Here is a 25,970-nt window from a genome sequence, read left to right on the forward strand (position 1 = left end):
CCGCACGCACGGAAAGGGCCCGCCGCAGGCGAAAAGGGCGGGCGCAGCCCCGCCCAGGGGCGCGGGGAACGGCGCGACCAGCCACAGCGGACCCGCACCCAGGAAAACCGCCCAAGGCCCAGGGGCCAGCCCCCGCCGGGTACGGTCACCGCATGCAAGACCCGCACCCCCGACCCCCCGCCGCCGGAGACCCCTCGCACCGCCCGCCCAAGGCCCAGGGGCCAGAACTCTTCAGCTGGGAGTTCGCCACCGACCCCTACCCCGCCTACGCCTGGCTGCGGGAGAACTCCCCGGTGCACAGGACCACGCTGCCCAGCGGCGTCGAGGCCTGGCTGGTCACCCGCTACGCGGACGCCCGGCAGGCGCTCGCCGACCAGCGGCTCAGCAAGAACCCGGCGCACCACGCCGAGCCAGCGCACGCCAAGGGCAAGACCGGCATCCCGGGCGAGCGCAAGGCGGAGCTGATGACGCATCTGCTCAACATCGACCCGCCGGACCACACCCGTCTGCGCCGCCTCGTGTCGAAGGCGTTCACCCCGCGCCGCGTCGCCGGGTTCGCGCCCCGGGTCCAGGAGCTGACGGACCACCTCATCGACGCCTTCGTCGAAAGAGGCAGCGCCGACCTCATCCACGAGTTCGCCTTCCCGCTCCCCATCTACGCCATCTGCGACCTGCTCGGCGTCCCCCGCGAGGACCAGGACGACTTCCGGGACTGGGCGGGCATGATGATCCGCCACGGCGGCGGCCCCCGGGGCGGTGTGGCGCGGTCGGTGAAGAAGATGCGCGGCTACCTGGCCGAACTGATCCACCGCAAGCGACTCGATCCCGGCGACGACCTCATCTCGGACCTGATCCGCGCCTCCGACCACGGCGAGCACCTCACGGAGAACGAGGCCGCCGCCATGGCCTTCATCCTTCTGTTCGCCGGCTTCGAGACCACCGTGAACCTCATCGGCAACGGCGTGTACGCCCTGCTGACCCACCCCGAGCAGCGGGCACGGCTCCAGGAGGCCCTGGCGGGGGGCGACACGGCCCTGTTGGAGACGGGCGTGGAGGAACTGCTGCGCTTCGACGGCCCCGTGGAGCTGGCCACCTGGCGGTTCGCGACCGAGGCGCTGACCGTCGGCGGGCAGGACATCGCCGCCGGCGACCCCGTCCTGGTCGTCCTGGCCGCCGCCGACCGCGACCCCGCGCGCTTCGAGCGGCCCGACACGCTGGACCTGTCCCGGCGCGACAACCAGCACCTGGGATACGGGCACGGCATCCACTACTGCCTGGGCGCGCCGCTCGCCCGCCTGGAGGGCCAGACCGCCCTCGCGACGCTGCTGCGGCGCCTTCCCGATCTGCAACTCGCGGGCGATCCCGCTGATTTGCGCTGGCGCGGCGGGCTGATCATGCGGGGACTGCGCACCCTGCCGGTGGAGTTCACACCCGCACATGAAACGGCTGCCGGATGAGTAAGGACTGACGGCGTGTCACGACTGTGATCTTCGCGTGATCTCCGCTGCATCGACTTGTGACAAGTGTTCGAGTGCGGCTACGTTCACGTCGACTCGGGCACCCCGGTGCCCGGGTCGTCGTCACAGTCTCCCGAAAGGCAACCGCATGCTCTCCGGCAATGGTCGTCACCGACGCCCCCGCCAGGCCCCGGCCCTCATCGTCGCGGCCGGAGTCACCGGATCAGCCATCGCCATCCCGCTCCTCGGGGCCACGAGCGCGAGCGCCGCCGAGACGGTGACGTGGGACAAGCTCGCCGAGTGCGAGAGCGGCGGTGAGTGGAGCGCCGACCCCGGGAACGGTTACTACGGAGGGCTCCAGCTCTCCCAGGAGACGTGGGAGCAGCACGGCGGCCTGAACTACGCGCCGAGCGCCGACGAGGCCTCCAAGTCGCAGCAGATCGCCGTGGCGGAGGACATCCTGGACGCCAAGGGACCGAAGGCCTGGCCGAGCTGCGGGCCGATCGCCGGGCTCACCGACGGCGGCGCCGCGGCCGACGTCGACCCGGGCGACCCGATCCTCCCCGAGCCCTCGGACACGTCGGGCGCCGGCGGAGCAAGTGGCAAGGGTGCGGACGAGAAGGCCCGCGAGAAGACCGGCGAGAAGGCCGGCAAGGGCGAGTCCGCGGCCGGGAAGGGTGCCGGTTCCACCGACACCTCCGACGACACGTCAGAAAAGCGGAAGTCCTCCGGCCACGCGGGCGACACGCCCGGATCGGACCGCGCCTCCCGAGACAAGAATCACGACGGGACGGACGTCGTGGACACATCGGACGGCAAGGACGGGGCGTCCGAGGCGGGCAAGTCCGGCGCCGAGGACGGCACTTCCCGCGACCCGAAGAACTCCTCCGACCCCTCCGAGAGCTCCGAGGACTCCGCCGCCGGCCGCCACCGCGCCGGCGACGCGGACGAGACCTCCGCAGCCGACGCGCGGAACGCCGACGGCGACCGCACCGGCCGGCACGCCTCGCGCGGCGGCGAACGCACCCAGAAGGTCGCCGACGGGACCTACGAGGTCCGCTCCGGGGACAACCTCTCGGTCATCGCGGACGACCTGGACGTCAAGGGCGGCTGGCACGAGCTGTACTCCGAGAACAAGGAGACCGTCGGAGCCGACCCGGACCTCATTCTCCCCGGTCAGAGCCTCGATTTGGGCGAAAAGTAGCGGTAGTTGACGAAGCGTCCGCCGGGCGCTTCGCAACCGTATGTCCGCATTGGCGCAAGTGAGAGATGGGTCTCAGAAGGCCTGATCGTCTTTGAAATTGTGGCGATCGCGTGACTACGGTCGTCATCGCCCGCCACTCGTGGGCCCCGCCGGTCGGTACGCCGAATCCTGCCAACGGCCGGACGGGAACAGTCGTCGCTTCGAGCGCCGTGGGCAGGAGCGGGGGACCCAAGGTAAGTGCCGGGTCCGGACGTTGGGGCTTCCGCGAGGGAGCGCCGCGGACGGGACCGGCTAGGGGTGAAGTCGCACCGAAGTCGGTGCGACCGGGCAACTTCACTGGCCCGAACCCGACAGCTCACCTCGCAGGCGTCGGTGAGGGGATGAACTCATGCTGTTTTCCAGCAAGGGCAAGCACCGCCGTCCGTCCAAGGCCACCCGTGTCGTCACGCTCGCCGGTGTCACCGGTGCCGCCGTGGCCGCCCCGCTGATGGCCGCCGGTTCGGCCAGCGCCGCCACCGGCCAGGAGTGGGACGCCGTCGCCCAGTGCGAGTCCGGCGGCAACTGGTCGATCAACACCGGCAACGGCTACCAGGGCGGTCTGCAGTTCTCGCCCTCCACCTGGGCCGCCTACGGCGGTACGAAGTACGCGCCCACCGCCGACAAGGCCTCCAAGGCCCAGCAGATCGAGATCGGCGAGAAGGTCCTCGCCGGCCAGGGCAAGGGTGCCTGGCCGAGCTGCGGCGTCGGCCTCTCGGGCGCCGCGTACAACGGCGGCGGCGCGCAGCAGCAGGCCCCCCAGCAGCAGGCCCCGCAGCAGCAGACCAAGCCGCAGCCGCAGCAGACGCAGCAGCAGGCCGCCCCCCAGCAGCAGGCCGCCCCCCAGCAGCGGGCGCAGCAGGCCCCGAAGCCGCAGCCCGCGCCGCAGACCGAGTCGCAGAAGACCGTCGAGACCCCGACCGGCAAGAAGGTCGAGAAGGGCGACGGCGAGTACAAGGTCAAGACCGGCGACACGCTGTCCAAGATCGCCGCGGCGCACGACGTCAAGGGCGGCTGGCAGAAGGTCTACAAGCTGAACGGCGACATCATCGACAACGCCGACTTCATCTTCCCGGGCCAGCAGCTCCACCTCAGCTGACCCGCCCGCGGCCGTGCCTCGGCGGACGCACGGCCGCCCGCCCCGTCCCCACGGGCTCCCCGCCCCGGTGCGCGTACCCCCGTACGCACCGGGGCGGGGGCATGTCCGCGTCACACCCGGCCCGCCTTGTTCGCTACCAGCGAGTAGAAAACGTGGCCTTACGCCCCGTTTCCCGGCTGTTTGCGCAACTGTCCGTCCCAGGGGACGGGCGGTCGGCTGGCCGAAGGCTCCGGGCCGGTTAGGCTCAGGAGACGCAGGGCCGAAGCGGCTCTCGTAAACGCGTCACATCCCAGAAGGAGATGCTCGTGCCGTCCATCGACGTCGTCGTAGCCCGGGAAATCCTGGACTCCCGAGGCAACCCCACGGTCGAGGTCGAGGTCGGCCTCGACGACGGCAGCACCGGTCGTGCCGCCGTCCCGTCCGGTGCCTCCACCGGTGCCTTCGAGGCCATCGAACTCCGTGACGGTGACCCCAACCGTTACCAGGGCAAGGGCGTGGAGAAGGCCGTCCTCGCCGTCATCGAGCAGATCGGCCCGGAGCTGGTGGGCTACGACGCCACCGAGCAGCGGCTGATCGACCAGGCCATGTTCGACCTGGACGCCACCGACAACAAGGGCTCCCTCGGCGCCAACGCCATCCTCGGCGTCTCGCTCGCCGTCGCGCACGCCGCCTCCGAGGCCAGCGACCTGCCGCTGTTCCGCTACCTCGGCGGCCCGAACGCGCACCTGCTGCCCGTGCCGATGATGAACATCCTCAACGGCGGGTCGCACGCCGACTCCAACGTCGACATCCAGGAGTTCATGATCGCGCCGATCGGCGCCGAGTCGTTCTCCGAGGCGCTGCGCTGGGGCACCGAGGTCTACCACACGCTGAAGAAGGTCCTGAAGAGCAAGGGCCTGGCCACCGGCCTCGGCGACGAGGGCGGCTTCGCCCCGAACCTCGACTCCAACCGCGCCGCCCTGGACCTCATCCTGGAGGCCATCAAGGAAGCCGGCTACGTCCCCGGCGAGCAGATCGCGCTCGCGCTCGACGTCGCCGCCTCCGAGTTCTACAAGGACGGCTCCTACGAGTTCGAGGGCAAGTCCCGCTCGGCCGCGGAGATGACCGAGTACTACGAGGAGCTCGTCGCCTCGTACCCGCTCGTCTCCATCGAGGACCCGCTGTTCGAGGACGACTGGGCCGGCTGGAACGCCATCACCGAGAAGCTCGGCGACAAGGTGCAGCTCGTCGGCGACGACCTGTTCGTCACCAACCCCGAGCGCCTGGCCCGCGGCATCGAGGAGAACTCCGCGAACGCCCTGCTCGTCAAGGTCAACCAGATCGGTTCGCTGACCGAGACCCTGGACGCCGTCGAGATGGCCCAGCGCAACGGCTTCAAGTGCATGATGTCCCACCGCTCCGGCGAGACCGAGGACGTCACCATCGCCGACCTGGCCGTCGCCACCAACTGCGGCCAGATCAAGACCGGTGCCCCGGCCCGCTCCGAGCGCGTCGCCAAGTACAACCAGCTCCTGCGCATCGAGGAGATCCTCGACGACGCCGCGGTCTACGCCGGCCGCAGCGCGTTCCCGCGGTTCCGCACCGCTCAGTAGCACGACGCCGGGGCTCCCGCGCGCCCAGCCGCGTGAGCCCGTGGTTACCTACGTCCCCGCACCCGGTCCCGTACCGTGTGCGGGGACGTAGGTACGTTTACACGCCGCGCTGCTCTGGGGAGGCGGAACATGGCCAAGGCCGGGACCAAGGACCGGTTCTCCACCGCTACCCGCCTGCGGCTGCTCGGCGAGCAGACCGCCGAGCGCGTCTACCGGTCCCAGACCAAGCGCCAGGCCCGGCGCTCCCGGCTCACCGGCCGCGCGGCCCTGCTCGCGCTGGTGCTCTGCTCCCTGGTCGTGGCGCTCGCCTACCCGATGCGGCAGTACGTCTCGCAGCGCGCCGAGATCGACGACCTGCGCCGGCAGAAGGCCGAGCAGCGCGAGGACGTCGAGAAGCTGCGCGACGAGAAGGCCCGCTGGCAGGACGACGCGTACGCCGAGCAGCGCATCCGGGACCGCCTGCACTACGTGCGGCCGGGCGAGACCGGGTTCACGGTCATCGACCCGGCGGCGGCCAAGAGCCGGCGCGCGGACCAGGGGGCGGCCTCGCGCCCCTGGTACTCGAACGTCTGGGAGGGCGTCGACAAGGCCGACCGCCCCGACTGACCCCAGCACGGCCCCCGTAGAGAACCGATCGAAAGACAGGCATGCACACGCCCCCGCCCTCCACCGACCGCACCGAGCCCACCGACGCCGACGTCGAGGCGTTCAAGCAGCAGCTCGGCCGCCCGCCGCGCGGGCTGCGGGCCATCGCCCACCGCTGCCCCTGCGGTCAGCCCGACGTCGTCGAGACGGCGCCGCGCCTGCCGGACGGGACGCCGTTCCCGACCACGTACTACCTGACGTGCCCGCGGGCCGCGTCCGCGATCGGCACCCTCGAGGCCAACGGCGTGATGAAGGAGATGTCGGAGCGGCTCCAGAGCGATCCCGAGCTGGCCGCCGCCTACCGCGCGGCCCACGAGGACTACATCGCCCGCCGGGACGCCATCGAGGTCCTGGAGGGCTTCCCGAGCGCGGGCGGCATGCCGGACCGCGTGAAGTGCCTGCACGTCCTGGTCGGCCACTCCCTGGCCGCGGGGCCCGGCGTGAACCCCCTCGGCGACGAGGCCATCGCGATGCTGCCCGAGTGGTGGGCCAAGGGTCCCTGCGTCACGCCGTGCGCGCCCGGGGACGAGGCGTGACCCGCGTCGCCGCCGTCGACTGCGGCACGAACTCCATCCGCCTCCTGGTGGCGGACGCCGATCCGGTCACCGGCGAACTGCGCGACCTGGACCGGCGCATGACGATCGTGCGCCTCGGCCAGGACGTGGACCGCACCGGGCGGCTGGCCCCCGAGGCGCTGGAGCGCACCTTCGCGGCCTGCCGCGAGTACGCCGAGGCCATCGAGGCGCACGGCGGCGTGGAGCGGGTCCGCTTCGTCGCCACCTCCGCCTCCCGCGACGCGGACAACCGCGAGGAGTTCGTCCGGGGCGTCCTGGACATCCTCGGCGTCGAGCCGGAGGTCATCACCGGCGCGCAGGAGGCGGAGTTCTCCTTCACCGGCGCCACCCGGGAACTGGCCGGCCGCGACGACCTGGCCGGGCCCTACCTGGTCGTGGACATCGGCGGCGGCTCCACCGAGTTCGTCGTCGGCACGGACTCGGTCGAGGCGGCCCGCTCGGTGGACGTCGGCTGTGTCCGCATGACCGAGCGTCACCTCGTGCGCGACGGCGCGGTCGCCGACCCGCCCTCGCCGCAGCGGTTCGCCGCGGTCAGGGCGGACGTCGAGGCCGCCCTGGACCTCGCCGAGCAGGCGGTCCCGCTCAAGGAGGCCCGCACCCTGGTCGGCCTCGCGGGCTCGGTGACCACCGTCGCCGCGATCGCGCTGGGCCTGGACGCCTACGACTCGCGGGCGATCCACCACTCCCGGATCTCCTACGAACAGGTGGCGGCCATCGCGGAGCGCCTGATGGGCGCCACGCACGCCGAGCGCGCCGCGATCCCCGTGATGCACCCGGGCCGCGTCGACGTCATCGCGGCGGGCGCCCTCGTCCTGCTCACGATCATGGACCGGACCGGCGCCCGCGAGGTCGTGGTGAGCGAGCACGACATCCTCGACGGGATCGCCCACAAGGTGGCGGCGGAGGTCGCGGAGGAGCGCCTGCGGGGCTGACCCGCGCGGGCGAAGACCACCAGGCGCAGCACCGCGAACCGCGCGACGCCGGCGAGGGCGGAGGCCCCGAGGTACACGCCCTGTTCGAGCACCGCGCCGGGCGCCGCCACCAGCTCCTGAAGGACGAGCATCGCCGCGCACGTGAGCGCGTACGAGGCCGCCGCGGAGCCGGCCGACTGCGCGTGCTGGCGCCAGGTCGCCCGGCGGCCCGCGCCGAAGGTGAACCGGGCGTGCAGCTCGGTGGCCAGCAGGGTTGCGGCCGCGGTGATCACCGCGTTGGCCAGCGCCCAGGGGAGCCAGGACGCGAGACCCGCCACGGCGAAGCCGGCCGCGAGCCCCACCCCGCCGCCGCAGAGCACGAAGCGGGCGAAGGCGGTGACAGCACCGGAGGCGGCCTGTCCCTGGCTCCCTGTTCTCTCCATGCCCCGACCCCTTTGCTGGCTCGTTGTGCCGGCTCGCTTCGCGAAAGGCACGCCTCTGACCTGGGAGGACAGCATGGTGTGCCGCAGTGGTGCCATCATGGCACATGCGTGGCGCCATGGGTATCCATTTATGGCGCCATGCCTGCGGTCTGGTGGCGTCGAAGGGGGGTGCGGAGCCCTCGCCGTGACAGTCCGTCGGGAAAGTTCGTGAAGTTCTTCACAAGGATTTCGGCCCTGGGGAGCGAGGTTCGGGGGCATCGGGACCCCGAAAAGGTCATCCAGGGGTTCTCGCGGGGGTGGTCTCGGCGCTGCCGGCGCGGGGCCCGTGGGGCGGGCGGTGCAGTGGTTCACCGCCGCTGCCGACTCAGAGCGGCAGCTCACAAGGGGTGGACAACGACTCGCGCGGCACTGTGGTTCCCCTGATCCGGCATGACCTCGGTCACGTGGGCGGCGAAGTGTAGCAGAGGCTCTCCCCATGCTTGTGAAGGGGCGCACGAGCGACCCCCGCCCGGCAGGTGGATACTCGATGGCATGAGCACCACGGAGCGTCCCAGGATCCTCGTAGTAGGCGGTGGGTACGTAGGCCTGTACGCAGCTCGGCGCATCCTCAAGAAGATGCGCTACGGAGAGGCGACCGTCACGGTCGTCGACCCCCGGTCGTACATGACCTACCAGCCCTTCCTCCCCGAAGCCGCCGCCGGCAGCATCTCGCCGCGGCACGTCGTCGTCCCGCTGCGACGCGTGCTGCCCAAGGCAGAGGTGCTCACCGGCCGGGTCACCACCATCGACCAGGACCGCAAGGTCGCCACGATCGCCCCCCTCGTGGGCGAGGCGTACGAGCTGCCCTTCGACTACCTCGTCATCGCGATGGGCGCGGTCTCCCGCACCTTCCCGATCCCCGGCCTCGCCGAGCAGGGCATCGGCATGAAGGGCATCGAGGAGGCCATCGGCCTGCGCAACCACGTCCTCGAGCAGCTCGACAAGGCCGACTCCACGACCGACGAGGACGTCCGCCGCAAGGCGCTGACCTTCGTCTTCGTGGGCGGTGGCTTCGCGGGTGCGGAGACCATCGGCGAGGTCGAGGACATGGCCCGCGACGCGGCCAAGTACTACAAGAGCGTCAAGCGCGAGGACATGCGCTTCGTGCTGGTCGACGTCGCGGACAAGATCCTCCCCGAGGTCGGTCCCAAGCTCGGCCAGTACGGCAAGGAGCACCTGGAAGGCCGCGGCGTCGAGGTCTACCTCAAGACCGGCATGGACTCCTGCGTGGACGGCCACGTGGTCCTGAACAACGGCCTCGAGGTCGACTCCAACACCATCGTGTGGACCGCCGGCGTCAAGCCGAACCCGGCGCTGGCCCGCTTCGGCCTGCCGCTCGGCCCCCGCGGTCACGTGGACACCCAGACGACGCTCCAGGTGCAGGGCACGGACTACATCTGGGCCGCGGGCGACAACGCCCAGGTGCCGGACATGGCCGCCCGCAAGGCCGGCAACGAGAACGCCTGGTGCCCGCCGAACGCCCAGCACGCGCTGCGTCAGGCGAAGGTCCTCGGCGACAACGTGATCTCCGGCATGCGGGGCTTCCCGCAGAAGGAGTACAGCCACGCCAACAAGGGTGCGGTCGCCGGTCTCGGCCTGCACAAGGGCGTCGCGATGATCGTCATGGGCAAGATGAAGATCAAGCTCAAGGGCCGTCTCGCCTGGTACATGCACCGCGGCTACCACGGCCTGGCCATGCCGACGTTCAACCGCAAGATCCGCGTCTTCGCGGACTGGACGCTCGCCATGTTCCTCAAGCGCGAGGTCGTCTCCCTCGGTGCTCTGGAAGCGCCTCGCGAGGAGTTCTACGAGGCCGCCAAGCCGGCCCCGAAGCCGCAGGTCGCGGCCGAGCCCGCCCCGGCGGTCAAGGCCGAGGAGAAGGCCAAGGCCTCCTGACCTCGCGTCACCGGGTGACCACGCGTCACTGATCCACCCCGAAGGGGGCCGTCCGCCATCCGTGGTGCGGGCGGCCCCTTTCGGCGTCTCGTGGGAGTGCGCGGGGTGCCCGTGGTGTTTACGTGGTGTCGGACCGTCCAGCGGTCTTCCTCACGGAGGTGTGCGCCATGCGAAACGCCGCACTGCGGCTGGAGAGACTCGCCGAGCAGCTCATGGGAGCCGAGCTGCCGGTGCGCGTCCGGGGCTGGGACGGCTCGGAGGCCGGGCCGCCGGGCGCCCCCACCCTCGTCGTACGCGACCGGCGCGCCCTGCGCCGCCTCCTGTGGAAGCCCGGTGAGCTGGGCCTGGCCCGCGCCTGGGTGGCCGGTGACCTGGACGTCGACGGGGACCTCTACGAGGCGCTGGACCGGATCGCCGCGTTCATCTGGGAGCGGGACGAGGACGGGCCGAATCTGCGGCAGGCGCTGCGCGAGCCCCGCTTCCGTGCCGCCGTCCGCTCGCTGATCGCCCTGAGCGCGCCCTTCCTGCCGCCCGCCCGGCCGCCGGAGGAGACACGTCGGCACGGCCGCCTCCACCTGCACACCAAGGGCAGCGACCGGCGGGCCATCAGCCACCACTACGACGTGGGCAACGACTTCTACGAGCTGGTGCTCGGCCCCTCGATGGTCTACTCCTGTGCCTACTGGGCCTCGCCCGAAGCCACCCTGGAGGAGGCCCAGCACGACAAGCTGGAGCTGGTCTGCCGCAAACTCGCCCTCGCGCCCGGCACGCGCCTGCTCGACGTCGGCTGCGGCTGGGGCTCCCTGGCGATCCACGCCGCCCGCGAGCACGGCGTGGACGTCGTCGGTGTCACCCTCTCCCAGGAGCAGGCCGCCTACGCCAGGAAGCGCATCGCCGAGGAGGGCCTGACCGACCGGATCGAGATCCGCGTCCAGGACTACCGGGACGTGCGCGACGGTCCGTACGACGCGATCTCCTCCATCGGCATGGCCGAACACGTCGGCTCCGAGCGCTACCTGGAGTACGCCCACACCCTGCACGCCCTGCTGGCACCCGGCGGACGGCTGCTCAACCACCAGATCGCCCGCCGCCCGCAGGACGACGAATCGGCGTACTCGGTGGACGAGTTCATCGACGCCTACGTCTTCCCCGACGGGGAGCTGGCGCCGGTCGGGCAGACGGTCGGGCTCCTGGAACGGGCCGGGTTCGAGGTGCGTGACGTGGAGGCCATCCGCGAGCACTACGCGCTGACCCTGCGCCGCTGGGTCGCCAACCTGGAGGCGCACTGGTCGCGGGCCCAGCGCCTCACCTCACCCGGCCGCGCCCGCGTCTGGCGGCTCTACATGGCCGCCTCGGCCCTCGCCTTCGAGCACCACCGCATCGGCGTCAACCAGGTCCTCGCGGTGAAGACCCCCGAGGGCGGCGCCTCGGGGCTGCCGCTGCGGACCCGGGAGTGGCGCGCGTAGCCGCCCGGGTACGACGAGAGGGCCCCGGACGGTGATCCGTCCGGGGCCTCTTCTCGTACCGCTACTCGTTCACTCGGCCTTGATGGCCATCAGCGGGTTCAGCTTCGCCGCGCTGCGGGCCGGCCACATCGCCGCGAGGACACCGACCAGGGCCGCGATCCCGAGGAAGATCACGATCCGGCCGAGCGGGATCTCCATGGAGTACGTGGAGACGCTGTTGGAGATGGTGCCGCCCGCGATCCAGCCCATGAACAGGCCGAGCCCGATGCCGAGCACCGCGCCGAACAGGGAGATGATGACCGCCTCCAGGCGCACCATCTGCTTGACCTTCGCGCGGTCGAGGCCGATCGCCCGCAGCATGCCGATCTCGTGCTTGCGCTCGAAGACCGACATCGCGAGGGTGTTGATGACGCCGAGCACCGCGATCAGGACGGCCATGGCCAGCAGACCGTAGAGCATGTTCAGCAACATGTTGATGGCGCCCGCCACGGCGTTGCTGATGGCGGCCTTGTCCTGGACGGTGATCGCGGGGTTCTCGCCGAGGGCCTTGACGATGGCGTCCTCGGCCTTGTCGGAGGCGCCGCCCTTCATCTTCACGAGCACCTGCTTGTCGACGACCTTGGTCAGGTGCGGGTCGACCACGGAGGTGGGGGCGAAGACGCCGCTGAGCATCTCGTTGTGCTCGTAGACCCCGGCGACCTTGATCTTCTCCGTCTTGCCGTCGTCCTCGAACTTGAGCGGGAAGGTGTCGCCCGCCTTCAGGCCCCGGTCCTTGGCGAGTTCGTCGTCGATGAGGGCTTCACCGGACTTCAGGCCGGCCATGGAGCCGCCGGTGATGTCCAGGCCGACCAGGTCGGCGAAGGTCTTGGGGTCGACACCGTAGACGGAGGTGTAGCTCTCGTCGACCTCGCCGTACGCCTCGCGCAGCGGGGTCGTCGCCTCGACGTCCGGGATCTTGTCGAGCTTCTCGCGGACCTCGGGGGTCAGCGGCCGGAAGTTCGCCATGGAGACGCTGTAGTCGGCCTTCATGGAACCGGCGGCCATCTTGTTGATGGCGCTGCCCATGGAGGTGGCGACCACGGTCATCGCCGTGATGAGGGTCAGGCCGATCATCAGGGCCGCGGCCGTGGACGCCGTACGGCGCGGATTGCGCACGGAGTTGAGGCGCGCGAGCTTGCCGGGGACGCCGAACGGCTTCAGGAGCGGGGCCGAGGCGGCGATGAACGGGCGGGACAGCAGCGGCGTGAGGACGATGACGCCGACGAGCATGACGCCCGCGCCGCCCGACTTCACGTAGTTGTCCTTCATGAACAGCATCACCGCGCCGAGGGCGACGATGAGCGCGCCGATGGTGTTGCGGACCACCAGGCCGCGCACGGTCGGGGTGGCGTGGACGCTGTTCATCGCGGCGACCGGGGGGATGCGCGCGGCACGGCGGCCCGGCAGCCAGGCGGCCAGCATCGTCACGACCACGCCGATCAGCAGGGCCGCGAGGATCGTGGTCGGGCCGATGACGAGCGGTCCGTCGGGCAGCGAGGCGCCGGCGGAGTTCATGAGGGACTCCAGGCCCACGGCGACGCCGATGCCGAGCGCGAAGCCGGTCACGGCGGCGACGAGACCGACCAGGAAGGCCTCGATCAGCACGGAGCGCGTCACCTGGCGGCGCGAGGCGCCGACGGCCCGCATCAGGGCCAGCTCCTTGGTGCGCTGGGCGACCAGCATGGTGAAGGTGTTGGCGATGATGAAGATGCCGACGAAGAGCGCGATGCCCGCGAAGATGAGCAGGACCTGGCTCATCGACTTGGTCTGCGTCTCGATCATCTCGTCCTGCTGGGACTTGAGTTCGCCGCCCGTCCTCGTCGACGAGTCCTTGGGGGTGATCTTCTCGACCGCGCTCTGCAGCGCGCTCTCGGAGGTGCCGGCGGCGGCCTTGACGTCGATCTCGTCGTACTGGTTCTTGTTCAGCGCCTTCAGGGCCGTCCGGTTGTCGAAGACGACCAGGCTGCCGCCCGCGACGACGTTGCCGTCGTCGGTGTCGAAGACGCCGCTGACCTTCGCGGTGCGCACCGGGCCGTCGGTGGAGTAGCGGACGGTGTCACCCACCCGGTAGCCGGTGCGGCTCGCGGTGCGGGAGTCGAGGGCGAGCTGACCGGCGGACTTCGGGGCGGCGCCCTCGGTGAAGTCGTAGCGCGGGTCCTTGCCGCCCTTGCCCGGGTAGTAGTTGGAGCCGGTGGTGCCCCACTCGCCGCCCACCAGCTTGCCGTCCTTGTCGGCGAGCGCGGTGAAACCGGAGACGGTGCCGATCGCCGAATCGGCGCCGGGCAGAGTGCCGGCCTTCTTCAGGAGGGCGTCGGTCAGCTCGGGCTTCTGCTTGGCGCCCCGGCCCTCCTCGCCGCCGGGGTAGCCGCTCTCGGAGGTGATGGCGACGGAGACGTGGTCGAAGCTCTTGGCCGACTTGTTCTTGTAGGCGGAGCCGAAGGTGTCGGTGAAGACGAGGGTGCCGGAGACGAAGGCGACGCCGAGCATGACGGCGAGCACGGTCATCAGCAACCGGGCCTTGTGCGCGAGCACATTGCGCAGGGCGGTACGGAACATGGGTGTGAGTCCAGGTGAGGGGTGGGGGCGCCCCGAAGACGCGGGGCCGGGGGAGCGCCCCGAAGAACGCGGGGCTGGGCCGGCGCCCCGAAGGGCGCGGGGACCTGCGCGACCAGCCGCATGCGGCCCGCAGGCGAAGAACGAGGCGAGCGGGCGCCTAGCTGGTGCGGCCCTTGGCGTCGAAGTGCTTCATCCGGTCCAGCACGCCCTCCGCGGTGGGTTCGAGCATCTCGTCCACGATCCGCCCGTCGGCGAGGAAGATCACGCGGTCCGCGTACGAGGCGGCCACCGGGTCGTGCGTGACCATCACGACGGTCTGGCCGAGGTCGCGCACCGAGTTGCGCAGGAAGCCGAGGACCTCCGCGCCCGAGCGCGAGTCGAGGTTTCCGGTCGGCTCGTCACCGAAGATGATCTCCGGCTGGGAGGCGAGCGCGCGGGCCACGGCCACGCGCTGCTGCTGGCCGCCGGACAGCTCCGTCGGCCGGTGGCTGAGCCGGCCGGAGAGCCCGACCATGTCGATGACCTGCTCCAGCCACTGCTTGTCGGGCTTGCGGCCCGCGATGTCCATGGGGAGCGTGATGTTCTCCAGGGCCGTCAGGGTCGGCAACAGGTTGAACGCCTGGAAGATGAAGCCGATCTTGTCCCGGCGGAGCTTGGTGAGCTGCTTGTCCTTGAGCGTGGACAGCTCCGTCTCGCCGAGGCGGACCGACCCCGAGCTGAAGCTGTCGAGGCCCGCGACGCAGTGCATCAGCGTCGACTTGCCGGAGCCGGAGGGGCCCATGATCGCGGTGAACTCGCCCCGCCCGAAGTCGACGGAGACGCGGTCCAGGGCGACCACCTGGGTCTCACCCTGTCCGTACACCTTGGAGAGATCCGCGGCACGCGCGGCCACACTGGTGGCACGGGCGGCGAAGGGGGTGGTGGTCACGGGACGGTGCTCCTGTCGGTACGACGAGTGGGGACGTACTCCATCGTCCCGGCCGCACACCGTCCTGGAGTCAGCCGCTGTTCCGGTTCCGGGGGCCCTCTCCGGTCGGACCCCGGGAGGCGATGTCATACCTCAGGATGAGGGCCGCCCCTGAGAGGAGGCGGGCGCCGGCGCGGATCCGGGAGGCGGGCCGGGAACTGCCGGGAGGCTAAATTCCGTCATTCCGCGCAGAGGGCCATGAGACCGGCCGGAGCCGTGGAAAGGCCTCCGGCATGTACCAATGGACCGTACCGGCGGCTGATGCACCCTCAGACGTCAATAAAATAAGACAACATCGTGCCGACCTTCCGCTGTTCGGGGGACGCCTCCCGATAGGGTCGAATCCTTGTTGCGGGGCCCATGGCCTGCCCGGATGGTGGAATGCAGACACGGCGAGCTTAAACCTCGCTGCCCCTCGGGGGCGTGCCGGTTCGAGTCCGGCTCCGGGCACCTCCACCCGTCGGGGGGCGTGGCCTGCGGCGCCCTGTGGGCCATCTTCTTGTTCCATCAGGCGCCGGCGTGGGGGCATGTGCCCGCCCACCGCTCCAGTAACTCGCCGCACCACTGCGTGCGATCGCGGCCGACCGGTTCGTTCATCAGGTCGCGGATGGCGTCGCCGAGGTGGTCCCGGGCAGGGCAGCACGCATCGCCCGGAGACCATGTTGAAGTCGGCATGGGGCCAAGGTACGGGCGGCCTCTGACACCGCCCGTACCGTGGATCAGGCGTACGCGAGCTGCCAGGACCGGGCGCGCTCGTTCAGCTCGGCGGCTGCCTTGACGCCGCGCCGCTCGAACACCTTCAGATGCTGGCGGATGCCGCGTACCTCGTCAGCGGCGCGGGCGGAACGAACCCCGCCGAATAGGCCCAAGCTCTGGCCCCATGTGTCGCACGCCGCCTCGAGGTGACCCTGGGCGGCCTGCTCGCGGCCCTGGGAGGCGAGAGTCAGGGCGGTGATCCGCTGGGCTGTCCGACCTCCGTGCCCGCGACTGCGCGCGCTCACTTCGTAGTGGTGTTCGGCAGCGGCGTGGTCGCGGAGTTCCCTGAATGTCTTGGCCGTGTGGGAGGCGACCGTGGCGCGGGGAGAGCCCCACAGGGAGGCCCAGAACGGCAGCTCCTCCTCCTGACCGCGCAGCACCAGGTCTTGTGCCTGGCGGAGCTGGGCGACTGCTTCGGGCCCACGGTTGGCGTGGGCCAGGGCCCGGGCGCGGGTGACGACGAACAGGGCCTCCGTAGCCGGGTCCGCCCGCCCGCGGATACGCGCCAGTGCGGCCTCCGCCAGGCTCAGCGTCTGCTGGGGCTGCCGGAGGTCCATGCCGTTGTGGGCCATGATCCGCAGTATCCAGGCCCCTTGCAGATCGTCCCCGGCCTCTTTGGTCAGGGCGTAGCTCTGGAGGTAGTAGCGCTGAGCCAGACCGTGCTCCCCGGCGTCGAATGCCTTCCAGCCGCACAGGTACGAGGCACAGGCGGCGGCGCCCAGGGCGTCCCGGCGGTGCGCGTCGGTAGCGAACGTGGCCCGGCACAGGTCGGCCACGTCGCTGCGCAGGTATTGGCACACGGCGCTGCGGCCGTGCTGACCGCCGTGCCGCTCGTCAATGCGGGTGTACATCTGGACCACGTCTCGGACGGCGGCGATTTCTGCGTCACCTGCTCGGGTGTGGCTGGCCTGGGCCCGCTGCTGGTACTCGATGGCCTGGTCGATGCCCAGCGGCAGGGCAGCCGCTGCGACGCTGTAGGCCGTCTTTGTGAGGAACTTCCGCCGGTGAATGTCCGCCTCCCCCATCTGCCTGAGTACGTCCACTGGATCGGCGCCCAGAGTCAGGCCCAGTCGTTCGTGGACGGGGTCCTGGTCGGGGGCGCACAACTGGAGTTCGCTCGGGCGCAGAGCACGGCCGAGTCTGCGCGACAGCGCTTCAGCAATGTACGCGGCGGTCGTGAGGGTCGGTCGCTGTCCGTTCACCCAGTGGGCCACCGCGGACCGGTTGGTGCGGAGTAGCTCGCCGGCCTCGGCAGCCACCACGCGGACAGCAGCAGCGACCTGTTCGTACGTCAGATCGGCCTGCTGAACAGCCTGTTCGAGCGCGGCGTTGCGCACGCGCGAGTGTTCCACCATTCTGCTCACCCTCCCAAGCAGGGCGTTAAACACGGTAAACGCATCGGCGCCCACCGGTCCTGGTGAACTCAGCGTATTCCCCGTTGTACTCACCGTACGAGCAACCGCGCGAAGCCGCTTGGGGGCGTCAGCATGGCGAGCACCACCCACGAGACCGAGATGGTGGATCGACTACGGCCGACCTGGCGTCCGGTCGCCTCCACCACCGGAAATCCGGCCTACAGCGGGATCCTGCAGAGAGATGACCTGGTCGCCGAGGACGCCCGGCAGATGGTGGCCATGGTGCTGGCCGTGTGGCACCTGGAGCCCATGGTGAGTGACCTCAAGCTGGTGGCGTCAGAGCTGGCGAGCAACGCTGCCCGGCACGCCCGGGGCCCGGTCGTACGGATGTCTGTGACGAGGACCGGCCGGTGCCGCGTGCGCGTGGCCATCACGGACAAGAGCCGGGACCTGCCGCAGATCCAGACGGAGGACCCGCTGGCCGAGGCCGGCCGGGGTCTGCGGCTGGTGGATGCGCTGTCCAGCGCCTGGGGCGTCATTCCGTTGCCCTGGGGCAAACAGGTGTGGGCGGAGGTGACCACACCGTGACGACCGACGCCGTCGCACGGCCGCCGTACCTGCCGCGCGAGGGCACGCCCCTGGGCCTGGTCCCCGTCGATGCCACATGGAACGCCATCACCGTGCCCGCCGCCTGGGGCCGCCTGGTGCTGGACGTACTGACGGAAAGCTCCGGGCCCGTCATGGAGGACACGGCTGATCTGCTGGCGAGAGATCGCCCGCGGCGGTCCCGGCTGCCGCCTCCGCCCAGTCGAGGAAGGCCCGCTGTGAGCCTTCAAACGCAGATGGTCGTGTGTTCACTGACCTGCCTGGCGCTGCTCTCAGCACTGCTGCTGGCCACCGCCACCTGAGCCCCTGAACACCCGCGTTTACGGCCCATGAGCAGCCCCGAGGAGGCGTTCGTGACCATCGGTGTTATTGCACCGCCGCAACCGCATCTCACCAGGCCCGGCGTGGCTGACGTGTTCGTTTATGCCGCCGCCCGGATCCACCGGTCCGCTGCCGTCCTTTGGCCCGGCGAGTCGGTCGTCCTCGAAGAGCACGTGCCCAGCGTCACCGGGTACGTCCACCGCGTCCGCGTCGGCTCCCGTTGCCTGTACGCGAAGACCTCCTTTCTCGGCGTCTCCCTGGTTTCCCTGCTGCGCGGCACCTGCGGGCCCTGGCCAGCGGTTCGTCAGGCGCAAGCGGAATACGAACAGCGCTCCGACAACTTGCTCGCCCGAGAGGCGGCCCAGCTCCGGGCCCTTGCCTGCCTGGGCACTCCGCAGGTGTGCCCGGTCGCCGGCCTGCGGGACGGCGTCCTGTTCACCGAGGACGTCCCTGGCCCCTCCCTGGCGGACCTGCTCCTCAAGTACCCCGGTGAGGCGCCCGTGTTGCTGGATCGCTCCCTTGCTGAACTGGGCCCGCTGCACCGGACGGGCTCCGCGCGAAGGCTCGCTCGGGTCGGTGCGATCGGGGAGCGCAGCATCGACGGCACGTTCTGCCGAAAGTTCGGGGGCCCGGCTGGTGCCGCCTATGTGGACCAGCTCAACGCCGGCCGTTCCTCCGGACAGGGCCAGGAAGTCGCGGAGCTGGTGCAGGGAAGCGTGGATCGGCTGCTTGGGCTGCGGGTGACGCTGCCCTCTCCCGTGGGCACGAGCCTCGTCCATGGCGACCTGAAGCCCGAACACATTCACTTCCCTGACGGCCCGGACGGGCGGCCTGTCTTCCTCGACCCCGGCCTCATGGGGGCGAGCACCATGGGTGACGTGGCGAAGCTGTTGAGCCGCACCGTGCTGCTCTTGGCTGCGCGCCGCCCGGACCCGGAAACCGCGCGTCTCATTCTCGACGGCATCGCCCAGGCCGCCCGGCCCCGCGCGGTTCACCTGTCGGGGCCGCAGCGGCGGCAATGGCTGCGTCACGTGCTGGTCCTGTGGCTCATGGACACGCTCAATATCGTCACGACCTATCTGTCCGCGCCGGACGAGCTGCCACTGCCCGGTCTGGGCCCCGCCCTCATCGAGCGTGCCGTTCCGCTGTGCGCTCTGGTCCACGCGGTAAGCCTTGATCTTCTCGACCCCCGTCTCCACAAGGGCCAAGGCGAGCGCACCTTGGCCCGGATCGCCGGAGTGATCGTGTGAAGGCCCGGACAGTGTCCGTCGGCATCATCGGTACTGGGGTCGTCGGTCAAGCCGTGGGCGGGGCACTGGTGACCGCTGGGGTGTGCGATCGGTTGCTCGTCACCTCCCGCACTGCCCAACAGGCCGCGGCCCTGGCCGACGATCTGGAGGACATGCGCGCCGCCCTCGGCTCTCCCGTGCGGTCGTACGCCGCCGAGGTTCCGGACCTGCGGGAGTGCACCGCCGTGGTGGTCGCCCTCCGCGCCCGGTTCACGAACCCCCTCAGCAGGGATGTACGTCTGGGCGGGGCGCAGGCCAACGCGCCCTTGATCCGTCATGTGGCCGCGAAGCTCGCCGGTTATCCGGGCACGGTGCTGGTGGTGAGCAACCCGGTCGACTTGTTGTCGCGGTTGTTCGCCGAGGAGTCCGGTTGCCGACGCGTGTTCGGCATCGGCTCCAGCCTCGACAGCGCGCGCTACCGGCACACGTTGGCGCGGCTGCTGGACGTCCCGACCGCGGCGGTATCCGGTCACGTCATCGGAGAGCACGGGGACAACGCCGTCGTCTGCGCGTCCACGACCACCGTCTACGGGCACCCCGCCTCCGTCCCCCTGCTCTGGGTTCGCGACGAGTTGATCACCCGGCCCGGCCGGATCAGCGCCGGCATCGGCCGGACCCGTTGCGGCCCCGCCGGCGCAGTCGTATCCGCACTGCGCCTGGCCCTCGGCCTCGAAGACGGCATGTGTGAGCTGTCCGTCCCGCACAGAGACGTCTGGCTCGGCATTCCGGTGCGCTTCGTCCGCGGCCTGCCCCTGCCGTCAGTGCCTTTGCTGGACAGTGCCGAAAAAGGACAGCTAGAGGCTGCCCGCGCCAAGCTCCGCGCCGCTTATCAGGCCGTGCGCACCCCCTCACAACCGCTCCAGCACAGGAGGAACTCTTCATGAACTCCCACGCCGTACGCCTGGAGAGTGCCGGCGCTGCCGTGACCGTCGTCTCTGCCGAGCAGGCCGTCACCGACTGGTCGGCCCGGTACTTCGGCCCGTGGTGGAAGGCCGGCAAGGTCTCCCCGCAGGACGTCTGCGCGGGACCGGTGGTCATCGCTGAGGTGGACCCGGGCCGGTACGCGGATGAGTCGCTGGCGGTGACACAGGCGCCGCACCGCAGCGTCGTCTACGCGAAGGCGCAGACCCTCCTCGCCGAAGACGCCGCAGCAGGCCTGATCCGGGCCGTGTCCCCGGAGCAGGCACTCGCCTACCGGTCCGAACCGGAGGCCGGAAGCCTGCTGATCCTCGGTCGTGACACCGAGCCGGTGGCCACGGCGACGGCTCGCCTGGCCCGTGAGGTGATGCGCGGGATCCTGCTGCGCGACGGCTGGGCCGTGCTGCACGCGTCCGCGGTCGTCAAGGACGGCCGTACCGTCTTGACCTTCGGCGGCAAGGGGGCCGGCAAGACCACGACCGCCTTGGCCCTCGCCGCTCTCCACGGGGGCGGCCTGCTGGCCAACGACCGCGTGTTCGTCCGGCCCCACGACGGTGGAGGCGTGGACGTCCTGCCGTGGCCTTCGGCCGCCGCACTCGGCCTCGGCCTCCTCCACGCACTCGGCTGGGACGAGATCGCCCGTGAACGCCTGGCAGCCGGTGAGGCGCTGCACCCGACGCAGGACAGGCGGGTCACGGACGCACTCCTCGCCGGCCGCGCCGAGCCGCTGTGGGAGGACGGCAAGGAGATGAAGGTCCAGGTGTTCCCTGACCAGTTCCTCACCTGGTTCGGGGTGCCTCTGGCGACCGAAGGAGAGGCCGCGGCTCTGGTCTTTCCTCGGATCGAGCCCGGCGCGGCACCCTCTGTGCAGGAAACCGGCCGGAAATTGGATGACGGCGACTTCATGAGCGGGCGGACGGAGGACCGCTACCCGGACATCTTCGGTCTCGCACGGGTTGACGGCGGGGGCACCGAGGAAGCCCGGCACGCGGTCGCCCAGCGCCTGGCCGAGCTGCCGCACCACTCTGTCGTTCTGGGGTGGGACGTCGCGGCGAACGCCGACTTCCTGGCGAAGGTGACCGGCTGTGCCTGACTCGGGAGGGAGGGCGGGCGTGCCACCCGGTCGGGGGAACGATTCCGATCCGGGAACAGTAGGGGCCGGGTCGCGCGTTCTCGGTCAAGGAGAGGGAAAGATCCTCCCCAAGCACTAGGACCATCCTTTTGCCTACGCATTACTCTTGAGGGCAAAGCCACGCACGGTGGCCATGGAGGAGTGAAATGAGGAGCAGCAACCCGGTCTTCTCGCGACGGGGGTTCAGCCGCGACAGCGGCTACGCCGGCTTCGGCGGGCAGCCGCAGGCCGGGGGACCCGCAGCAGCGACCCAGACCCAGGGCAACCCGTACGCGCAGGGCAACCCCTACGCCACCAATCCGTACGCCCAGCAGGACGTGCAGCACGGCGCGCCCCAGGCGCCCGTAAGCGCCGGCCGCATGACGATGGACGACGTCGTCATGCGCACCGCCACCACCCTCGGCACGCTGCTGGTCACGGCGGCGCTCGCCTGGGCGCTGCTGCCGGTCGACGACGCCAGCATCGGCAAGTCGTACGGCATTGCGATCGGCGCCGGCCTGGTGGCGATGGTGCTCGGCCTGGTGCAGTCCTTCAAGCGCAAGGCCTCGCCCGCGCTGATCATGACGTATGCCGCGCTGGAGGGCGTCTTCCTCGGCGTCGTCTCCAGCGTCGTCGACAACCGCATCGCGGACGGCGCGGCCATGCAGGCCGTGCTGGGCACGATGGCGGTCTTCGTCGGCGTCCTGGTGGCGTACAAGGCGGGCTGGATCCGCGTCAACCGTCGCTTCTACGGCTTCGTGATGGCCGCGGCGATGGGCTTCCTGCTGCTGACGGCCGTGAACCTCCTGTTCATGGTCTTCGGCGGCGGTGACGGCCTCGGCTTCCGCAGCGGCGGTCTCGGCATCGTCTTCGGCATCGTCGGCATCCTGCTCGGCGCCTGCTTCCTCGCCCTGGACTTCAAGCAGGTCGAGGACGGCATCGCCTACGGCGCGCCGAAGGAAGAGGCCTGGCTCGCGGCGTTCGGCCTGACGATGACGCTCGTGTGGATCTACCTGGAGTTCCTGCGTCTGATCGCGATCCTTCAGGGGAACGACTGACGCGAGCCGCTCAGCGGCTGAACCGACGGCCGAAGGGCCCGCGGACCGATTCCGGTCCGCGGGCCCTTCGCGTGCGTGTCGGGAGGGGGGTAGGGGGTTAGAGGAACTTGCGGGCGGCCCGCCTCAGGTCGTACTCGTGGATGATCGCCTTCGCATGGCCGTACGCGAGGTTGTGCTCGGCGCGCAGCCAGCTGACCTTCTCCTCGAAGCGGAAGAGGGAGGGTCCTTCGTCCACGGCGCGCAGCCAGTCGGCGACTTCACGACCGGTGCACTGGGGGATTCGGGCGAGCAGGTTGCGGTGGGTCTCCTCGGAGAAGACTTGGGACATCGGCGCCTCCGGACGCGTCGCGATGTGGTCCGTCCTTCCCGTCACCGTGCCTGAGCGTCCGGGCGTTGGCAACAGTGCCGGAAAGCCGCATAAGGTCGCGGGGTGCTCGATACGACGCCTTTGACGGCCGCAGTGGACCATTTCGCCGACCGCCTGCGGGCCGCGCCGCAGAGCCGCCTGCAGCGCGGCGCCGCGACCGAAGCGCTATCGCTGGCCAGGGAGTTGGCGGCGCGCGCGCAAGCCATCGAGGAGCCGGACGCGCCACCGCGCGAGATGCCGGACGCGGGGATGTTCGCCGCCGCCGACCAGATCACCGTCGCGGGGCGGGATCTGGCCCTCGTGCTGACGGACCCCGAGGAGCTGGCGCGCGCCCTGGAACTGGTGGCCCAGGCGCAGAAGCGGGCCGCGGTGTAGCTGCCGGGCCCGCCCGGGCGGGTCAGACGGAGGCGATGACGCGGTCGGCGAGGATGTAGACGTTCTCGGTGCCGCACTCGAAGGTCAGGGCGTACGCGCCCGAGATCCCGGAGCCGCCGAGCAGCACCGGGGCGTGCCCCGCGCGCAGGGCCTCGGCGAGCAGCTCCGCGGTCTCGCGGTGGCCCGGCGTCATGCACAGGGTCGTGCCGTCGGTGAAGACGTACACGTCCAGGGTGCCCAGCGGGCCGGGGCGCACGTCGGCCAGCGCGGTGCGGGCGCCGGCCAGCTCCTCGAGGCAGGCCACCGTGCGCTCGTGGTCGCCGTAGATCTCGGAGGCGGGCGTCTGCACCGGCACGAAGTCCGGGTGCGAGGGGTGGCGGCGGCGGGCCGCGGCCAGCTCCGGGGAATCCGACGCGAAATCGTCTGCGAGCGGATCGGTGAAGGGCTCGGTCACCGGCTCCAGGCTGTCCGCCTCCAGGCCCGCGAAGTCGGCCTGGCGCGGCAGGAACAGCTCGTCGGCGATTCCGTCCGGGATGCCGGGCAGGCCGTGCAGCAGGGAGGGCGCGTCCGAGCCCTCACGGGCCTCCTGGGCGGCCCAGAAGGCACGGGCCTCGGCCAGCTCCCGTTCCCGCTCCTCGGCGAGCGCCTCGGCCACCGCCGCGCGTATCTCGTCGGCGTCCACGGCGGTGCGGGCGCCCGGCACCGTGGGGTGCTGGCGGGCGGCGGCGACACGGCTGTCGGCCAGCTCGGTGCGCAGGGCTGTGATCTCGGCGAGCTGCTTGCGCAGGCCGCGCACCGCGTGCAGGGCGGCTGCGCCCACGGCCGTGGCAGCGGCCGTGGAGAGCAGCAAGGCAAGAGGCATGGCGCTCACTGACGTACTCCCGGTTTCAAGTCGACCCCCGACTTCCTACATCAGCTTGAAGCCTGCACGATCCAGCTGTCAGTGCATAACGTCACGAAACGGGCAGGTCTTTGGGCCCTGTGTACCCCTATGGACCGCTGTGAGCTGGGCATATGCGTCTCCCCCAGGAGATAGGTCACATCCTGGGGGAGATTGGGTCACGGAACGGTGCAGAAACGGAGCGTCAGGAACGCCAACTCTGCGTCAGCGATTCGGGGGTCTTCGCGGGCTTCAGTGGCTCCGGAGGCCTCGGGGTCCTCGCGGTCTTCGGGGTCAGCTGAGGCGCTCGATGACCATCGCCATGCCCTGGCCGCCGCCGACGCACATCGTCTCCAGGCCGAACTGCTTGTCGTGGAACTGGAGGGAGTTGATGAGCGTGCCGGTGATGCGGGCGCCCGTCATGCCGAAGGGGTGGCCGACCGCGATGGCGCCGCCGTTCACGTTCAGCTTGTCGATGTCGATGCCGAGGTCGCGGTAGCTCGGGATCACCTGGGCGGCGAAGGCCTCGTTGATCTCGACCAGGTCGATGTCGTCGATGGTGAGCCCGGCCCGGCGCAGTGCCTGCTTGGACGCCTCGACCGGGCCGAGGCCCATGATCTCGGGGGAGAGGCCGGTGACGCCGGTGGAGACGATGCGGGCGAGCGGGGTCAGGCCGAGCTCGCGGGCCTTGGTGTCGCTCATGATCACGAGGGCGGCGGCGCCGTCGTTCAGCGGGCAGCAGTTGCCGGCGGTGACCATGCCGTCGGGGCGGAAGACGGGCTTCAGTCCCTGGACGCCCTCCATGGTGACCCCGGCGCGCGGGCCGTCGTCCTTGCTGACGACCGTGCCGTCGGGGGTGGTGACCGGGGTGATCTCCCGCTCCCAGAAGCCGTTCTTGATGGCTTCCTCGGCGAGGTTCTGCGAGCGCACGCCGAACTCGTCCATGTCCTGGCGGGTGACGCCCTTGACCCGGGCGAGGTTCTCCGCGGTCTGGCCCATCGCGATGTAGGCGTCCGGGAGCAGGCCGTCCTCGCGCGGGTCGTGCCAGGTGGAGCCCTCGGTCTCGGCGACGGCCGCGGTGCGGGCCTCGGCGTCGGCGAAGAGCGGGTTGTGGGTGTCGGGCAGGCCGTCGCTGGTCCCCTTCACGCTGCGCGAGACCATCTCGACGCCCGCCGAGATGAAGACGTCGCCCTCGCCCGCCTTGATGGCGTGCAGGGCCATGCGGCTCGTCTGGAGGGACGAGGAGCAGTAGCGGGTGATGGTGCAGCCGGGGAGGTGGTCCATGCCCAGCTGTACGGCGACGATGCGGCCGAGGTTGTGGCCCTGCTCGCCGCCGGGCAGACCGCAGCCGAGCATCAGGTCGTCGATGTCCCTGGGGTCCAGCCCCGGGACCTTGGCGAGGGCGGCCTCGATGATCGTGGCGGTCAGGTCGTCCGGGCGCAGGTCCTTCAGCGAGCCCTTGAAGGCGCGGCCGATCGGGGTACGGGCGGTGGAGACGATCACGGCTTCGGGCATCAGGCGCTCCGGTGACGAGGGGGCAGGACTCCCTGGGAAGTTACCCCCGCGTAATGCTGTCGGTCATCGGGTGGGGTGTGTGACGCGGGACGCATTTCTAAGCGGGTGCTCAGGTCGCAGGGCCCTGGGCGTACGGGGGGTTCTTGGTGCGGGTGGGGTTTGGCTTGGCGGCGTTGCTCTGGCCGGGGGCCTTGCCTTTGTTGTGGCGTGCGGGTGGGTTGTGGTTGCTCGCGCCGTTCCCCGCGCCCCTTGGGGGGTTCGGTTTCGTTGTGACGTGCGGGTGGGTCGTGGTTGCTCGCGCAGTTCCCCGCGCCCCTGGGGGGGCTTTGCTTGCGTGGTGGCGTGCGGGTGGGTCGTGGCTTGTCGCGCAGTTCCTCGCGCCCCTGGGTGGGCTTCGCTTTCGTTGTGGCGTGCGGGTGCTTTGTGGCTTGGTGCGCCGTTCCTCGCGCCCCTGAGGGGGGCGCCCCGGGGGCGTCGGGAGCGTGCTGTCGGGG

Annotated in this window: 22 protein-coding genes, 1 tRNA gene, 1 pseudogene and 1 riboswitch; of the genes and pseudogenes, 17 read left to right on the plus strand and 7 right to left on the minus strand. The window is 70.7% G+C overall.

The features are described from left to right. Positions 1-152: 152 nt before the first annotated feature. The 7 genes from ACZ5GP_RS17590 to ACZ5GP_RS17620 all read left to right on the plus strand — a co-directional run bounded on the left by ACZ5GP_RS17590 (position 153) and on the right by ACZ5GP_RS17620 (position 7,540). Positions 153-1,457 carry a cytochrome P450 family protein gene (locus tag ACZ5GP_RS17590; protein ID WP_468751688.1) on the plus strand — a complete coding sequence of 435 codons (1,305 nt, stop codon included), beginning with the start codon at positions 153-155 and terminating at the stop codon, positions 1,455-1,457. 148 nt (positions 1,458-1,605) lie between these two features. Beyond that, on the plus strand, positions 1,606-2,661 hold the full coding sequence (locus ACZ5GP_RS17595) for a transglycosylase family protein (protein ID WP_468751689.1): 1,056 nt from the start codon (positions 1,606-1,608) through the stop codon (positions 2,659-2,661). A 195-nt stretch (positions 2,662-2,856) separates the two neighbouring features. Next, positions 2,857-3,045, plus strand: a riboswitch (cyclic di-AMP (ydaO/yuaA leader). 4 nt (positions 3,046-3,049) lie between these two features. Continuing rightward, on the plus strand, positions 3,050-3,796 hold the full coding sequence (locus ACZ5GP_RS17600; RefSeq protein WP_468751690.1) for a transglycosylase family protein: 747 nt from the start codon (positions 3,050-3,052) through the stop codon (positions 3,794-3,796). Between the two features lie 305 nt (positions 3,797-4,101). Next, a complete protein-coding gene (eno, locus tag ACZ5GP_RS17605; protein WP_468751691.1) occupies positions 4,102-5,388 on the plus strand; it encodes a phosphopyruvate hydratase in 1,287 nt (428 codons plus the stop codon). A gap of 129 nt (positions 5,389-5,517) precedes the next feature. Further along, positions 5,518-5,994 (plus strand): FtsB family cell division protein, encoded by a 477-nt coding sequence (locus ACZ5GP_RS17610; protein ID WP_468751692.1) that lies wholly within the window; start codon positions 5,518-5,520, stop codon positions 5,992-5,994. 41 nt (positions 5,995-6,035) lie between these two features. Continuing rightward, entirely contained in the window at positions 6,036-6,569 is a 534-nt protein-coding gene (locus ACZ5GP_RS17615) for a DUF501 domain-containing protein (protein WP_468751693.1), read from the plus strand. Then, entirely contained in the window at positions 6,566-7,540 is a 975-nt protein-coding gene (locus ACZ5GP_RS17620) for a Ppx/GppA phosphatase family protein (protein WP_468751694.1), read from the plus strand. The genes ACZ5GP_RS17615 and ACZ5GP_RS17620 overlap by 4 nt, the downstream gene beginning before the upstream one ends. Here the strand turns inward: ACZ5GP_RS17620 and ACZ5GP_RS17625 are convergent. Then, positions 7,513-7,962 (minus strand): annotated as a pseudogene (locus tag ACZ5GP_RS17625) (GtrA domain-containing protein); the annotation flags it as partial. The gene ACZ5GP_RS17620 and the pseudogene ACZ5GP_RS17625 overlap by 28 nt on opposite strands. Before the next feature lie 531 nt (positions 7,963-8,493). Here ACZ5GP_RS17625 and ACZ5GP_RS17630 point away from each other — a divergent pair. Together ACZ5GP_RS17630 and ACZ5GP_RS17635 are read left to right on the plus strand one after the other, a co-directional pair. Continuing rightward, on the plus strand, positions 8,494-9,897 hold the full coding sequence (locus ACZ5GP_RS17630; protein WP_358586620.1) for an NAD(P)/FAD-dependent oxidoreductase: 1,404 nt from the start codon (positions 8,494-8,496) through the stop codon (positions 9,895-9,897). 167 nt (positions 9,898-10,064) lie between these two features. Beyond that, on the plus strand, positions 10,065-11,363 hold the full coding sequence (locus tag ACZ5GP_RS17635) for a class I SAM-dependent methyltransferase (protein ID WP_468751695.1): 1,299 nt from the start codon (positions 10,065-10,067) through the stop codon (positions 11,361-11,363). Between the two features lie 69 nt (positions 11,364-11,432). Here ACZ5GP_RS17635 and ACZ5GP_RS17640 read toward each other — a convergent pair whose 3' ends face one another. Beyond that, positions 11,433-13,958: an ABC transporter permease gene (locus tag ACZ5GP_RS17640; RefSeq protein WP_468751696.1), complete on the minus strand. Its 2,526-nt coding sequence runs from the start codon at positions 13,956-13,958 to the stop codon at positions 11,433-11,435. A 157-nt stretch (positions 13,959-14,115) separates the two neighbouring features. Next, positions 14,116-14,886, minus strand: coding sequence for an ABC transporter ATP-binding protein (locus ACZ5GP_RS17645; protein WP_468751697.1), 771 nt, complete (start codon positions 14,884-14,886; stop codon positions 14,116-14,118). Positions 14,887-15,292: 406 nt separating this feature from the next. Between ACZ5GP_RS17645 and ACZ5GP_RS17650 the strand changes: the two genes are divergently transcribed. Further along, a tRNA-Leu gene (locus ACZ5GP_RS17650) sits at positions 15,293-15,375 on the plus strand. A gap of 269 nt (positions 15,376-15,644) precedes the next feature. Here the strand turns inward: ACZ5GP_RS17650 and ACZ5GP_RS17655 are convergent. After that, positions 15,645-17,036 (minus strand): hypothetical protein, encoded by a 1,392-nt coding sequence (locus tag ACZ5GP_RS17655; protein ID WP_468751698.1) that lies wholly within the window; start codon positions 17,034-17,036, stop codon positions 15,645-15,647. Positions 17,037-17,168: 132 nt separating this feature from the next. On the opposite strand from ACZ5GP_RS17655, the gene ACZ5GP_RS17660 reads away from it, so the two are divergent. The 6 genes from ACZ5GP_RS17660 to ACZ5GP_RS17685 all read left to right on the plus strand — a co-directional run bounded on the left by ACZ5GP_RS17660 (position 17,169) and on the right by ACZ5GP_RS17685 (position 22,339). Next, positions 17,169-17,624: an ATP-binding protein gene (locus tag ACZ5GP_RS17660; RefSeq protein WP_468751699.1), complete on the plus strand. Its 456-nt coding sequence runs from the start codon at positions 17,169-17,171 to the stop codon at positions 17,622-17,624. Next, a complete protein-coding gene (locus ACZ5GP_RS17665) occupies positions 17,621-17,944 on the plus strand; it encodes a hypothetical protein (RefSeq protein WP_468751700.1) in 324 nt (107 codons plus the stop codon). Before ACZ5GP_RS17660 ends, ACZ5GP_RS17665 begins: the two co-directional genes overlap by 4 nt. A 27-nt stretch (positions 17,945-17,971) precedes the next feature. Next, positions 17,972-19,213 carry a phosphotransferase gene (locus tag ACZ5GP_RS17670; protein WP_468751701.1) on the plus strand — a complete coding sequence of 414 codons (1,242 nt, stop codon included), beginning with the start codon at positions 17,972-17,974 and terminating at the stop codon, positions 19,211-19,213. A gap of 11 nt (positions 19,214-19,224) precedes the next feature. Beyond that, positions 19,225-20,136: a lactate/malate family dehydrogenase gene (locus ACZ5GP_RS17675; protein WP_468751702.1), complete on the plus strand. Its 912-nt coding sequence runs from the start codon at positions 19,225-19,227 to the stop codon at positions 20,134-20,136. Continuing rightward, positions 20,133-21,263 carry a hypothetical protein gene (locus ACZ5GP_RS17680; RefSeq protein WP_468751703.1) on the plus strand — a complete coding sequence of 377 codons (1,131 nt, stop codon included), beginning with the start codon at positions 20,133-20,135 and terminating at the stop codon, positions 21,261-21,263. The genes ACZ5GP_RS17675 and ACZ5GP_RS17680 overlap by 4 nt, the downstream gene beginning before the upstream one ends. Before the next feature lie 185 nt (positions 21,264-21,448). Beyond that, positions 21,449-22,339 (plus strand): Bax inhibitor-1/YccA family protein, encoded by an 891-nt coding sequence (locus tag ACZ5GP_RS17685; RefSeq protein ID WP_468751704.1) that lies wholly within the window; start codon positions 21,449-21,451, stop codon positions 22,337-22,339. A gap of 97 nt (positions 22,340-22,436) precedes the next feature. Here ACZ5GP_RS17685 and ACZ5GP_RS17690 read toward each other — a convergent pair whose 3' ends face one another. Then, positions 22,437-22,667: a DUF4287 domain-containing protein gene (locus ACZ5GP_RS17690; protein ID WP_358586611.1), complete on the minus strand. Its 231-nt coding sequence runs from the start codon at positions 22,665-22,667 to the stop codon at positions 22,437-22,439. Positions 22,668-22,769: 102 nt separating this feature from the next. Between ACZ5GP_RS17690 and ACZ5GP_RS17695 the strand changes: the two genes are divergently transcribed. After that, the gene (locus ACZ5GP_RS17695; protein WP_468751705.1) at positions 22,770-23,081 is read left to right on the plus strand and encodes a hypothetical protein; all 312 of its coding nucleotides are present in this window, start codon (positions 22,770-22,772) and stop codon (positions 23,079-23,081) included. A gap of 22 nt (positions 23,082-23,103) precedes the next feature. On the opposite strand, the gene ACZ5GP_RS17700 is transcribed toward ACZ5GP_RS17695, so the two are convergent. Then, positions 23,104-23,943: a hypothetical protein gene (locus tag ACZ5GP_RS17700; protein WP_468751706.1), complete on the minus strand. Its 840-nt coding sequence runs from the start codon at positions 23,941-23,943 to the stop codon at positions 23,104-23,106. Positions 23,944-24,255: 312 nt separating this feature from the next. Then, entirely contained in the window at positions 24,256-25,476 is a 1,221-nt protein-coding gene (locus ACZ5GP_RS17705; RefSeq protein WP_468751707.1) for an acetyl-CoA C-acetyltransferase, read from the minus strand. Between the last annotated feature and the right edge of the window lie 494 nt (positions 25,477-25,970).

It is taken from the genome of Streptomyces sp. NPDC031466, assembly GCF_055581265.1.